This window comes from Ectothiorhodospira mobilis, assembly GCF_016584115.1.
In the GTDB taxonomy this organism is placed as follows: Bacteria; Pseudomonadota; Gammaproteobacteria; order Ectothiorhodospirales; family Ectothiorhodospiraceae; genus Ectothiorhodospira; species Ectothiorhodospira mobilis.
This window is the reverse complement of sequence record NZ_NRSK01000013.1, coordinates 1-12,947: the sequence shown is the minus strand read 5'-3', so window position 1 is coordinate 12,947 and position 12,947 is coordinate 1. Positions and strand designations below refer to the sequence as shown.

The following is a 12,947-nucleotide window of genomic DNA, read 5'->3' as shown; positions in this document are numbered from 1 at the left end:
CTCGCCATGGTCAGGGCCGGTGCGGGGCATGCAGGTAGTCCCGGGTGCGCATCTCCTGCAGGCGGCTGACACAGCGCCCGTATTCAAAACGCAGCCGTTGCCCCCGGTAGAGCCCCTCCGGCGGGGCCTCGGCCGTGAGCAGCAGGTTCACCCCCCGGTCGTAGAGGGTGTCCACCAGGGCCAGGAAGCGCCGGGCGGTGTCCTCCCGGCCCGCGTCCATCACCGCCACCCCGGAGACCAGCAGGGTATGGAAGCGGCGGGCCAGCGCCACGTAGTCCGCCGTGCCCCGGCCGTCCCCGCACAGGACCCGGAAATCGAACCATGCCGCCTCCCGTGCCAGGCCCCGCACCGGGATGGGACGTCCCTCCACCTCCACGCTGCCGGTCCCCGGGGCGTCTTCCCCGGCCAGGGCGCGGAAGGTGTCCGCCATCCGGGTCTCGGCGGCGGTGTCCGCCGGCACCTGATAGACCCCTTCCTCGGGCAGGGCCCGCAGCCGGTAATCGCAGCCGTCCGCCAGGTGGAAGACCGTGAGCTGCTCCTGGATGAGGCGGATGGCGGGCAGGAAGCGTTCCCGTTGCAGCCCGTCCTGATACAGGGCCTCCGGCGGCAGATTGGAGGTGGTCACCAGGGTGACCCCCTGGGCCAGCAGCCCGTACAGCAGGCGGTCCAGGATCATGGCATCGGTGATGTCCGAGACGAAGAACTCGTCCAGGCACAGCACCCGCGCCCGGGCCATGCGGCGGGTGACCAGTGCCAACGGGTCCGGCTGGTCCTTCAGGGTGGCCAGCTCTGCGTGGACTTGCTGCATGAAGCGGTAGAAATGCAGCCGCAGCTTGTCCTCGAAGGGCAATTGCTCAAAGAAACGGTCCATCAGCAGGGTCTTGCCCCGGCCCACGCCACCCCAGAGGTAGAGCCCGCGCACCGCCGGGGCGGGGGTCTCCCGCGTGAACCAGCGGCCGATGCCGCGCCGCGGCGCCTGCCTCTCCCCGCACAGGGCATCGCGGATCCGCTGCAGCTGCCCCCAGGCCCGTTCCTGGGCCGGATCCAGGATCCGCTGCGGATGGGTCGCGGGGGGGCGGTGTTGCGGGCTGGATGATGACATATAGCGGCGTTTTCAACCGGTTGGTGTGGGGTGATCAGTCCTAAGCATAACCCGATCCGTGCGTCATTTCCGACCCCGGTGCGGGGATGAGTGTCGACGGTTTTGCCCCGCAGCAGCATCCATCCCGGTGTGCCGGTGTTGATCCGGGGCACTGTTCAGGGCCGGGCCCGCGGGGGTAGCATTGGTTACATCGCCTCTTTTCAGTCCAACGAGCCACGCACCATGACGCAACGCCCGGAATCCGAACTGCGCACCCTGCTGGAACAGCCCATGCCCGATGCCGAGGGGCATTTCGGCCCCTATGGCGGGCAGGCGGTGCCGCCGCAACTCAAGGCCATCATGGACGACATCGCCCGGGCCTATCTCGCCATCCGCGAGACCCGGGCCTATCAGGAGGAGCTGGCGGAGCTGCACCGCCACTACGTGGGCCGGCCGAGCCCCATCTACCACGCGCGGCGCCTGAGCGCCCACTGCGGCGGCCGGGCGGAGATCCATCTCAAGCGCGAGGACCTGAACCACACCGGCGCCCACAAGATCAATCACGCCCTGGGGGAGGCCCTGCTGGCCAAGCACATGGGCAAGACCAAGGTCATCGCCGAAACCGGCGCGGGGCAGCACGGCGTGGCCATGGCCACTGCCTGTGCCCTGGTGGGGCTGCCCTGTGAGATCCATATGGGCGAGGTGGATATCGAAAAGGAACATCCCAATGTCACCAAGATGAAGATCCTGGGGGCGGATCTCATCCCCGTGGACCGGGGCACCCGCACCCTGAAGGACGCCGTGGACAGCGCCTTCGAGGAGTACATGAAGGATCCGGATCATTTCTTCTATGCCATCGGCTCTGTGGTGGGTCCCCATCCCTTCCCCATGATGGTGCGGGACTTCCAGTCGGTGGTGGGCCGGGAGGCCCGGGCGCAGTTCCTGGAGGCCCACGGGCGGCTGCCGGATTGCGTGGTGGCCTGCGTGGGGGGCGGCTCCAATGCCCTGGGCCTGTTCAGCGGCTTTCTCACGGACCTGGAGGTGGAACTGGTGGGGGTGGAGCCCTGCGGCCGCGGCCTGGGTCTGGGGGATCATGCCGCCACCCTGACCTACGGTCAGCCGGGGACCATGCACGGCTTCCATTCCTACATGCTCCAGGACGAGGGGGGCGAGCCGCAGCCGGTGTACTCCATCGCCTCGGGCCTGGACTATCCCTCCGTGGGGCCGCAGCACGCCTATCTCAAGGATATCGGCCGCGCCCGCTACCATGCGGTGGACGACAACGCCTGCCTGGAGGCCTTCCTGGAGCTCTCGCGCCTGGAGGGGATCATCCCCGCCCTGGAGTCGGCCCATGCCCTGGCCTGGGTCATGCGCGCGGCGGAGAAGGCCGACCCCGGTACCCGTTTCCTGGTGAACCTCTCCGGGCGGGGGGACAAGGATGCCGATTTCGTGGCCCGGCGGCTCAAGCTCTGAGCCCCGGACCGGGGTGGCGCCGCCGCCCCGGTCCTAGAGCCGACCCTGGCGCTGGCGCCGGGTGCGCAGGCGGTCGATGTCGGCGTAGTGGCGGCCGGCGCAGTAGTCGATCTTCCAGAAGTGCAGGAGATTGAGCAGGCGGCGCAACAGGCAATGGCCCCGGTGTCCCTCGATGCACAGGCGGTAGGCCCTGCCCGCCAGGGATTCCTTCCATTCCGGGGTGTCTGGGGCTTCCTGGGACATGTCGGGCGGCTCGGGATGGGGCGTCGGCTGGGGTTGCCAGGCTAATCCCCGCCCCCCGCGGGGTCAAGCGCGGGGGGCGGGGAGGGCCGGGATCAGGCGGTGGTCAGGGCCTGCAGCAGCCGGTCCATGCGTTCCTGGAAACGCGCCTGCTGCTCCGTGGATGCATCCCGGAAGCGGCTGTCCTGTTCATTCAGGGTCTGCAGCAGCCGGCCCGCGGATGCCCGGGCCTGTTCCAGGAACTGCACCTCCGGGCGGTCGAAGCGTTCCGCCAGGGTCTCCAGGTATTGCCCCAGCCGCTGTCCCGGGGCCTGGGGGGTCTCCAGCTGCCGGGTCTGCTCATAGCGGCTGGCCAGGCTGTACTGCTCCGTGCGGGTCATATCCAGGCGCATCCCGGCGAGTTCACCGCCGTCGAAACGCAGATCGTCCACCCGGGCGAAGGCGGCCTGGATGTCGCCGTTGAAGAACTCCCCGGCCAGGCCGGTCACGTCCTGCACCAGGGCCTGGATGGCCTGGCGTTCCCCCTCGTCCAGTTCCCCCTGTACGGAGAAGCGGTAGCCGGTCTCCTGATAGCGGCTCACGTCCAGCCAGGCGGCGGAATCCCCGCCCCGGGCCATGGCCCCGGCCTGGAGCTGGCTCCCCTCCTGGTGGCGGAAACGGATGCGCACCTGGTCCCCGTCCCGGGTGGTGAGGGCCAGGTCCAGGCTGCGGGCCTGTTGATAGCGTTCCGCCATCTGCAGGGTGGTGGCGGCGGCCGGGGCCGGGGACTCCGGCATCCGGGGGAGGGCATCCAGGGCCTCAAGGGTGAGGCGTTCGGTCCGGTCCACGTCCCCGGCGATGCGGCCGTTGAGCAGGTCCAGTCCGGCGAGGATCTCCCGGGCGTCGGCGAATCCCTTCTCCACACCCCGCAGGGCAGCTTCGCGCAGGGATTGGATGTCCGCCTCCGAGGCCCCGCGGGAACGGGCGCTGACGAGCCCCGTCTCGACAAATCCGGCGATGCGCCGGGAGACCTTTTCCGGCGTGAAGTCGTCCGGGTTCAGGCGTTTGAGCCCGGCGGTGTCCATTTGCGGGATCTCTGCCGCGAGCTGATTCAGGATGCGGTTCTGGACCAGGGGAAGACCGTGTTTCGCACCGTTTCCGGGGGCGGGATCGGGGCCTTTCGGTCCACCGCGAAGGCCCGGAAGGCCGGTGTCCAGCAGTGAGGAGGGGAGGGAGGGGATCATGGCGGCGACTCCTGCACGGGGGGCGTGGGCAGGATATCGGCCGGCCTGAAACCTTTTTGAGGGGGTCCCGACGGACGGTACGGCCGGGACCCGGCCCTCAGGGCATGAGCCGCTGGATATCCCAGCCGTCCTGGTTGCGGGTATAGAGGAAACGGTCGTGCAGGCGGTTCTCCCGCCCCTGCCAGAACTCCAGGCGCCGGGGCACCAGGCGGTAGCCGATCCAGTGGGGGGGACGGGGTACCGGCCCCTCGGGATACTGCCGGCGCACCGTCTCCAGGCGCTGCTCCAGGGCCTCCCGGCTGTCGATGGGGGCGCTCTGCCAGGAGGCGGCGGCCGCCAGCCGGCTCTCCCGGGGGCGGCTGTGGAAATAGGCCTCCGCATCCGCCTCCGGCAGGCGCTCCACCTGGCCCTCCACCCGGATCTGGCGCTCCAGGGGGGCCCAGAAGAAGAGCAGGGTGGCGGCGGGGTTCTCCGCCAGCTGTCGCCCCTTGGGGCTGTCATCGCTGGAGTACCAGCACAGGCCGCGGGTGTCCACGTGCTTGAGCAGCACGGCCCGGGCATGGGGCTGGCCCTGGGCATCGGCGGTGGCCAGCACCATGGCGGTGGCATCCGGCAGGTGGGCGGCATCCTCCAGCCAGCGGCCCAGCTGCTCCAGGGGATCGGCGGAAAGCGCCGCCCTGCGCAGGCTGCCACGGGTGTAGCTGCGGCGGGTCTGGCGGTGGTCGATGTCCGCCATGGCCTCAGGCCCCCCGGCCCAGGATCTGGTCGGCGGCGATGACCCCGGAGAGGATGGAGGGGGGCACGCCGGGTCCCGGCACCGTGAGCTGGCCGGCGTAGAGGAGGTTTTCCACCTTGCGGTTGCGCATGCGCGGCTTGAGCACGGCGGTCTGGGTGAGGATGTTGGCCAGGCCGTAGGCGTTGCCCTTGAAGGCGTGGTATTCCTCGTCAAAATTGCGGTGGGCATAGGAGCGGGAGAAGACCAGGTGATCCCGGATGGGCTGGTCCAGCACCGCCTCCAGCCGGTCCAGCACCTGATCCTGGTAATGACGCCGCACCTCCGGGGTGTCCTCCAGGCCGGTGGCCACCGGGATCAGCACCATGAGGTTCTCCTGGCCCTCGGGGGCCACGGAGGGATCGGTCTTGGAGGTGGCGCTGACGTAGAGGCAGGGATCGCTGGGCCAGCGCGGGTTGCCGTAGATCTCCCCGGCGTGGGTCTCGAAGTCGGTGTCAAACAGCAGGGTATGGTGGCGCAGTCCCTCCACGGGCCGGTCCACCCCCATGTAGTAGATCAGGGAGGAGGGGGACAGGGTGCGTTTCTCCCAGTAGCGGCGGCTGTAGTTGCGCGCCGCCTCGGGCAGCAGATCCTGCTCCACGTGGTGATAGTCCCCGGCGCCGATGACCTGGTCCGCCTCCAGGCGGCCCTGATCGGTGTCCACGGCCACGGCACGGTCGCCCTGGAGCTGGATGCCGGTGGCCTCGGTGCCGAAGAGGAAGCGGGCCCCCATCTCCTCGGCCAGCTGCTGCATGGCCTTCACCAGTTCGTACATGCCCCCCATGGGGTACCAGGTGCCCAGCTTCAGGTCGCCGTAGTTCATGAGGCTGTACAGGGCCGGGGTGGTCTTGCCGGTGCCCCCCAGAAAGAGGATGGGGAATTCCAGCATGCGGTGCAGCCGGGGGTTCTTGAAAAAGCGCTGCACATGGCTGCGGTAGGAACGCAGCAGGTGCATGGACGTGAGATAGCGCAGCAGCCGGGGCTGGGCGAATTCCGCCAGGGACAGGCAGGGCTTGTTGGCGAACTCGCCGATGCCCACCTTGTACTTGATCTCCGCTTCCGCCAGGAAGCGCTCCAGCTGGAAGCCGGCGCCAGGTTCCATGGATTCGAACAGCCGCACCGTGTCCTCCACCCGGGCGGGGATCTCCACGTGGTCGTCCCGGCCGAAGTAGATGCGGTAGGCGGGATCCAGGCGTTCCAGCTGGAAATAGTCCGTGGCCTTGCGGCCGAAGTCGGCGAAGAAGCGGTCGATAACATCGGGCATCCAGTACCAGCTGGGCCCCATGTCGTAGGTGAAGCCCCTGGCGGAGAACTGGCGCGCCCGCCCCCCGGGGCCGTCGTGGCGTTCCACCACGGTCACGTCCATGCCCTCCCGGGCCAGGGTGGCGGCGGCGGCCAGGCCGGCGAAGCCGGCACCGATGATGACGATCTTGTGGTTTTTCATGGGAATGTTGGGAAAGCGGTCGGTGAGCGAGCAAATTACTCTGGTATCGCCGCCCCTGGCAAGCAGGGTCGGCGGGACTGGCATCCGCCCCGGGATGCGGGCACAATCCGCTGCGCCTGGATCCGAACCGTGCGATGCCCATGCCCGATATTGTGGTGATGTTCTTCCTGCTCGGCCTGGTGGCCGGTCTGCTCAAGTCCGACCTGACCATCCCCCGTGCCGCTTACGACACCCTGAGCCTCCTGCTGATGCTCACCATCGGCCTCAAGGGGGGCATGGCGCTGCATGGCAATGTCAGTCTGTCGGTGATCCTGGAGCTTCTGGCCGTGGCGGCCCTGGGGGGGCTGATCCCGCTGCTGCTGATGCCGGTGCTGCGCCGCGTGGTCCGGCTGCCGGCGGCGGACAGCGCCAGCCTGGCGGCCCATTACGGCTCGGTGAGTGCCGGGACCTTCGCCGTGGCCCTGGCCTTTGCCGAGGGGCTGGATCTGTCCATCGGTCCCGAGGTCACTTTGTATCTGGTGATGATGGAGCTGCCGGCCATCGTAGTGGCCATCATCCTCCACCGGGTGTACAGCGGGGACCGTGCCGGCGGCAGCCTGCGGGGGCTGTGGCACGAGACCCTCACCAATCGCGGGGTGATCCTGCTGGTGGGGGGGGTCATCATCGGCCTGCTCTACGGCCCCATGGAGGGATCGAAGGTGACCGATCTCTTTACCGGTGCCTTCAAGGGGGTGCTGGCCCTGTTCCTGCTGGAGATGGGGCTGACCGCCGCCGAGACCCTGCGCCCGTTCCCCTGGCGTCGCTGGCGGCTGGTGGCCTTCGCCCTGACGGCCCCCTTTGTGCTGGCAACCCTGGGGTTGGTGACGGGCCTGCTGCTGGGGCTGCCCGCGGGCTCCCTGCTCATCCTCACGGCCCTGGCCGCCAGTGCCTCCTATATCGCCGCCCCGGCGGCCATCCGCGCCGCCATCCCCGACGCCGATATCGGCCTGGCCATGCTGGCCTCCCTGGGGCTCACCTTCCCCCTGAACGTGATCCTGGGGATCCCGCTGTATCACCGGGTGATGCAGGCCCTGGGGGTGGGTTGAGGGGTCGGGGCGTGCCCATCCGGGGCGTCATCCCGGTCGGCCTCCTGGATGGGGTATGATGCCCCCATCATCCAAATCCCGCTGAAGACATGAACACCCTCTCGCAATGCATCGCCCGGGAACTGGGCGTGAACGCCGCCCAGGTGGAGGCGGCCGTGGGGCTTTTGGACGACGGCGCCACCGTGCCCTTCGTGGCCCGCTATCGCAAGGAGGCCACCGGCGGCCTGGACGATGCCCAGTTGCGGCATCTGGAGGAGCGCCTCACCTACCTGCGGGAGCTGGAGGCGCGGCGACAGGTGGTGCTCAAGGCCATCGAGGAGCAGGGCAAGCTCACCCCGGAGCTGGCCGAGGCCATCCGCGGGGCGGAGACCAAGACCCGGCTGGAGGATCTCTACCGCCCCTACATGAAAAAGCGCCGCACCAAGGCGCAGATCGCCCGGGAACAGGGACTGGAACCCCTGCTGGATGCCCTGCTGGAGGATCCCTCCCGGGATCCCCAGACCCTGGCGATGGACTACGTCCGGGACGATCTGGATGGGGATGCGGCCATGGAGGGTGCGGGCCAGATCTTCATGGAGCGCATCGGCGAGGATGCGGATCTCATCGCCGAGCTGCGGGACTACGGCTGGGAGCACGGCCACCTGGTGAGCCGGGTGGTGGAGGGTAAGGAGCAGGAGGGGGCCCGCTTCCGGGACTACTTCGACCATGCCGAACCCCTGAAGGGGGTTCCGTCCCACCGGGCCCTGGCCATGTTCCGCGGCCAGGCCGAGGAGGTGCTGCGCCTGGAGGTGGTGTGGAGTGCGGCCCAGGCCCGGGGGGAGACCTCCGATGCCCCGTCCCCGGGGGAGGCGGCCATCGCCCGGCGCTTCGCCCTGGCGGACCAGGGACGCCCGGCGGATGCCTGGCTTGCCCGCTATGCCCGCCTGGCCTGGCGGGCCAAGCTCTCCGTCCATCTGGATGTGGCCCTCAAGCGCCACCTGCGGGAGCGTGCGGAGGAGGAGGGCATCCGGGTCTTTGGCGCCAATCTCCAGGACCTGCTGCTGGCGGCCCCGGCCGGGGGCCGGCCCACCCTGGGGCTGGATCCGGGCCTGCGCACCGGGGTGAAGGTGGTGGTGGTGGACGCCGCCGGGGCGGTGGCGGCCACGGACACCGTCCACCCCTTCGCGCCGAAGAAACGCTACGACGAGGCCATCCACACCCTGGCGCAGCTGGCCGCCCGCCACCGGGTGGAGCTGGTGGCCATCGGCAATGGCACCGCCTCGCGGGAGACCGACGCCCTGGTGGCGGAGCTGATGCGCCGTCATCCGGAACTGGGCCTGACCCGGGTGATGGTGTCCGAGGCGGGGGCCTCGGTGTACTCCGCCTCGGAGGCCGCCTCCCGGGAGCTGCCGGAACTGGACGTCTCCCTGCGCGGGGCGGTGTCCATCGCCCGGCGCCTGCAGGACCCCCTGGCGGAGCTGGTGAAGATCGAACCCAAGGCCATCGGCGTGGGCCAGTACCAGCACGACGTGAACCAGACCCATCTGGCGCGCAAGCTGGATGCGGTGGTGGAGGACTGCGTCAACGCCGTGGGGGTGGATGTGAACACCGCCTCGGTCCCCCTGCTGGCCCGGGTCTCCGGCCTGGGCCCGGGGCTGGCGGAGAACATCGTGCGCCATCGCAGCGAGCAGGGTCGCTTTTGCACCCGGGCCGACCTGCGGGCGGTGCCGCGCCTGGGGGACAAGGCCTTCGAACAGGCGGCGGGGTTTTTGCGCATCCCCGCCGGGGACGATCCCCTGGATGCCTCCGCCGTGCACCCGGAGGCCTATCCGGTGGTGCGGCGTATCATGGAGCGCACCGGACGCGGCGTGCGCGAGCTCATCGGCGACGAATCCTTCCTGGCCACCCTGGACCCGGCCGCCTTCACCGACGACCACTTCGGCGAGCCCACGGTGCGGGACATCCTCTCCGAACTGGCCAAGCCGGGCCGGGATCCCCGGCCGGAGTTCCGCACCGCCGCCTTCCGCGAGGGGGTGGAGACCCTGGAGGACCTGAGCCCCGGCATGGTCCTGGAGGGGACGGTGACCAACGTGGCCAACTTCGGGGCCTTTGTGGACATCGGCGTGCATCAGGACGGCCTGGTGCACATCTCCGCCCTGGCCGAGCGCTTCGTGCGGGATCCCCGGGACGTGGTGCGGGCCGGCGACGTGGTGAAGGTGAAGGTCATGGAGGTGGATCTGGAGCGCCGCCGCATCGCCCTGACCATGCGCCTGGGGGATGAGCCGGGGGCGCGCGGGGCGTCCTCCGGTCCCGCTGCCGGGAAGCGGAATCAGGGGGATTCCCGCCGGGATCAGGGCAAGGCCTCAGGCAAGGGGGGGCGGCACCGGAAATCCCGGGAGGAGCCCCGCCCCGAGGGGGCCCTGGCCGCGGCCCTGAAGGCGGCGGTGGACAAGGGCTGAGGGGGCGTCCGGGGGCGGCATGCACGAGGTGTCGCTGGCCCGGGAGATCCTCCGCATCCTCCAGGAACAGGCCCGGATGCAGGGATTCGGGCGGGTCCACCGGGTGCACCTGGAGTTGGGGCCCCTGAGCTGCGTCGACCCCGAGGCCCTGATCTTCGCCTTCGAGGCCGTCACCGCCGACACCCTGGCGCGGGGGGCGCGCCTGGAGCTGCACCGTCCGCCGGCCCGGGGGACTTGTCGCCACTGCGGTCACGGGTACACCATGGATTCCCTCGTGACCCCCTGTCCCCGCTGCGGCGGGCCGGGCCGGATCCTGAGCGGTCTGGAGATGCGGGTGCGGGACCTGGAGGTGAGCGGGGGACATGCGGGGACATCGAGGGAGGGCTGAAGCATGTGCACCACCTGTGGCTGTGACGATCATTCCCCCCTTCGCATCGACGGGGGGTCCCTCCATCCCCACGGGCAGGGACAGGCCCACGCTGCCGGGCAGCGGGAGAGGCGCAGCATCCCCGTGGAGGCGGATCTGCTGGCGCGCAACGACGCCCATGCCCGGGCCAACCGGGAACGCTTCGACAGCGCGCGGGTGCGGGCCCTGAACCTGGTGTCCAGCCCCGGCTCCGGCAAGACGGCCCTGCTGGTGGCCACCCTGGAGCGCCTTTCAGGAGAGATCCCGCTGGCGGTGATCGAGGGGGATCAGGAGACCCAGCGGGATGCCGACCGCATCCGCGCCACCGGCGTGGCGGCGGTGCAGATCAATACCGGCAAGGGCTGCCATCTGGACGCCCACGGCGTGGGGCATGCCTGCGATCACCTGGACCTGCGCGAGGACGGCCTGCTGTTCATCGAGAACGTGGGCAACCTGGTCTGTCCCGCCGCCTTCGATCTGGGGGCCCATCATCGTGTGCTGGTGCTCTCGGTCACCGAGGGGGACGACAAGCCCTTCAAGTATCCGGATATGTTCCGCACGGCCGACGCCCTGGTGATCAACAAGCTGGACCTGCTGCCCCACGTGGATTTTGACTTGGCGGCCTGTGAGGCCCAGGCCCTGCGCCTGAACCCGGACATGGTCATCTTCCGCCTCTCGGCGCGCACGGGGGAGGGGCTGGAGGCCTGGATGGACTGGCTGTGTGCCGGTCGGCCGCAGGCGCAGCAGGCCGACGACCGGGACGAAGACGAACTGGAGACCCTGCGCCGCCGTGTCGCCGAACTGGAGGCCCGCCTGCAGCGGGCCGGCCTCATGTCCTCCTGAGGGTGCTGTCATGGCAGCGAGCGGCGAGCGCCTGCAGCTGATCCTCCAGGGACGGGTCCAGGGGGTGGGGCTGCGCCCCTTCGTGCAGGCCCTGGCCCGGGAACTGAGACTCTCGGGCTGGGCGCGCAACCGCGGGGATCAGGTGGAACTGGAGGTGCAGGGGCCGCGGCCGGCCCTGGAGACCTTCATCCAGCGTCTGCTGCAGCACCCGCCCCCGGGGGCGCGGGTGGAGACCCTGCTGCGCCGCAGCGTGCCTCCCGGGGGGGATCCGTCCGGTTTCCGCCTTCTGGAGAGTGCCCCCGGGGCCATCACCCGGGGGGCCGGTGTGGACCGGGCCGTGTGCGGGGACTGCCTGGCGGAACTCTTCGATCCGGGGAACCGGCGCTATCGCCATCCCTTCATCCACTGCACCCGCTGTGGTCCGCGCTATACCCTGATCACCGGCCTGCCCTACGACCGTGTCCGCACCACCCAGGTGGACTTCCCGCCCTGTGCGGCCTGTGCAGCGGAATACGCCGATCCCGGGGACCGGCGCTGCCATGCCCAGACCCTGGCCTGTCCCGGCTGCGGTCCGCAGCTGCAGCTGTACGATGCCCATGGTCAGGCCATCCCCTGTGAGGACCCCGTGGGGGCAGCGGTGGCGCGGCTTGCGGAGGGGGCGATCCTGGCCCTCAAGGGGGTGGGGGGATACCAGCTGCTGTGCAACGCCCGGGACGCCGGGGCGGTGGCGCGCCTGCGCCAGCGCAAACAGCGTCCCGTCCAGCCCATGGCGCTGATGGCGGCGGGCAGCGCCTCCCTGGAGGCGGTGGCGGACGTGGGCCCGGCGCGGATGCGGGGGCTGCTGGAGGATCCGGCCCGGCCCATCGTGCTGCTGGAGAAGGCACCGGGGGCGGATACGGCCCTGCCGGGGGTGGCACCGGGGGTGCCCTGGCTGGGGGCCATGCTCCCCGCCAGCCCCCTGCATTATCTGCTGTTCCACGAGGCGGCGGGCCGGCCCGCGGGCACGGACTGGCTGCAGGCAGCGCAGGGGCTGCTGCTGGTGTACACCTCCGGCAACCCCCACGGGGAGCCCCCGCTGCTGGAGGATGGGGCGGCCCGGGAACGCCTGGGGGGGGTGGCGGATCTCTTCCTCGGCCATGACCGACCCATCCGCCACCGGGCCGACGACAGTGTCGTGCAGTTGCGGGGGGCCCAGCGGGTGATGGTGCGCCGCGCCCGGGGCTACGCCCCGGAGCCGCTGCGGCTGCCGGCGGAGGGGCCCTCGGTGCTGGCCCTGGGGGGGGCGCTGAAGAACACCTTCTGCCTGACCCGGGGCGACCGGGCCTTTGTTTCCCCCCATCAGGGGGATCTGGATACCCCGGAGGCCTGCCGGGCCCTGGAACGGGCGGTACGGGACACCCTGGACCTGCTGCAGGGGGTCCCCGGGCTCATCGCCTGCGATCTGCATCCGGATTTCTTCAGCACACGCCTGGCGGTGCGCCTGGCCAACGAACGGGGCGTGCCGCTGCTGGCGGTACAGCATCATCATGCCCATCTGGCGGCGGTGCAGGCGGAGCACCATCTGGACGGGCCCCTGCTGGGGCTGGCCCTGGACGGTTACGGGATGGGCACCGACGGCGGCGCCTGGGGGGGTGAACTCCTGTGGCTGGGGGGTGCGGACTTCCGGCGCCTGGGGCATCTGCGTCCCCTGGCCCTGCCCGGTGGGGACCGGGCCGCCAGCCAGCCCTGGCGCATGGGGGCCTCGGCCCTGCACGCCCTGGGCCGGGGCGGGGAGATCCCGGGGCGCTTCAGCGGCCAGCACCTGGCGCCTGAGATCCGCCGGCTCCTGCATCGGGGCGTGGGGTATCCCGAGACCACCAGCCTGGGGCGGCTCTTCGATGCCGCAGCGGGGCTTTTGGGGGTGCTGGAGGTCTCCGGGTACGAGGGGGAGGCGGCCCTGCGC

Annotated in this window: 11 protein-coding genes; 6 read left to right on the top strand and 5 right to left on the bottom strand. The window is 70.4% G+C overall.

All coding sequences use genetic code 11. The features are described from left to right. Positions 1-10: 10 nt before the first annotated feature. Positions 11-1,102: a cell division protein ZapE gene (gene zapE / locus CKO33_RS06945; RefSeq protein WP_200180771.1), complete on the bottom strand. Its 1,092-nt coding sequence runs from the start codon at positions 1,100-1,102 to the stop codon at positions 11-13. A gap of 222 nt (positions 1,103-1,324) precedes the next feature. Between zapE and trpB the strand changes: the two genes are divergently transcribed. After that, positions 1,325-2,554, top strand: coding sequence for a tryptophan synthase subunit beta (gene trpB / locus CKO33_RS06940; RefSeq protein WP_200180769.1), 1,230 nt, complete (start codon positions 1,325-1,327; stop codon positions 2,552-2,554). Positions 2,555-2,587: 33 nt separating this feature from the next. On the opposite strand, the gene CKO33_RS06935 is transcribed toward trpB, so the two are convergent. The 4 genes from CKO33_RS06935 to crtID all read right to left on the bottom strand — a co-directional run bounded on the left by CKO33_RS06935 (position 2,588) and on the right by crtID (position 6,233). Further along, positions 2,588-2,797: a hypothetical protein gene (locus CKO33_RS06935; protein ID WP_200180767.1), complete on the bottom strand. Its 210-nt coding sequence runs from the start codon at positions 2,795-2,797 to the stop codon at positions 2,588-2,590. A gap of 92 nt (positions 2,798-2,889) precedes the next feature. Continuing rightward, a complete protein-coding gene (locus CKO33_RS13840) occupies positions 2,890-4,017 on the bottom strand; it encodes a DUF5610 domain-containing protein (RefSeq protein WP_200180765.1) in 1,128 nt (375 codons plus the stop codon). A 97-nt stretch (positions 4,018-4,114) separates the two neighbouring features. Continuing rightward, positions 4,115-4,753 (bottom strand): pyridoxamine 5'-phosphate oxidase, encoded by a 639-nt coding sequence (gene pdxH / locus CKO33_RS06925; protein ID WP_200180763.1) that lies wholly within the window; start codon positions 4,751-4,753, stop codon positions 4,115-4,117. Between the two features lie 4 nt (positions 4,754-4,757). Continuing rightward, positions 4,758-6,233: a bifunctional phytoene desaturase/3,4-desaturase gene (crtID, locus tag CKO33_RS06920; RefSeq protein ID WP_200180761.1), complete on the bottom strand. Its 1,476-nt coding sequence runs from the start codon at positions 6,231-6,233 to the stop codon at positions 4,758-4,760. Between the two features lie 140 nt (positions 6,234-6,373). Here crtID and CKO33_RS06915 point away from each other — a divergent pair, with 140 nt between their 5' ends. From CKO33_RS06915 to hypF, 5 genes are all read left to right on the top strand, one after another. After that, positions 6,374-7,318, top strand: a complete 945-nt coding sequence (locus tag CKO33_RS06915; RefSeq protein ID WP_200180759.1) for a sodium-dependent bicarbonate transport family permease — start codon at positions 6,374-6,376, stop codon at positions 7,316-7,318. Positions 7,319-7,407: 89 nt separating this feature from the next. Continuing rightward, positions 7,408-9,756 (top strand): Tex family protein, encoded by a 2,349-nt coding sequence (locus CKO33_RS06910; RefSeq protein ID WP_200180758.1) that lies wholly within the window; start codon positions 7,408-7,410, stop codon positions 9,754-9,756. A gap of 19 nt (positions 9,757-9,775) precedes the next feature. Next, the gene (hypA, locus tag CKO33_RS06905; RefSeq protein ID WP_200180756.1) at positions 9,776-10,144 is read left to right on the top strand and encodes a hydrogenase maturation nickel metallochaperone HypA; all 369 of its coding nucleotides are present in this window, start codon (positions 9,776-9,778) and stop codon (positions 10,142-10,144) included. Between the two features lie 3 nt (positions 10,145-10,147). Beyond that, on the top strand, positions 10,148-11,005 hold the full coding sequence (hypB, locus tag CKO33_RS06900; protein WP_200180754.1) for a hydrogenase nickel incorporation protein HypB: 858 nt from the start codon (positions 10,148-10,150) through the stop codon (positions 11,003-11,005). 10 nt (positions 11,006-11,015) lie between these two features. Continuing rightward, the coding region (gene hypF / locus CKO33_RS06895) for a carbamoyltransferase HypF (RefSeq protein ID WP_200180752.1) at positions 11,016-12,947 on the top strand (1,932 nt) is incomplete at its 3' end.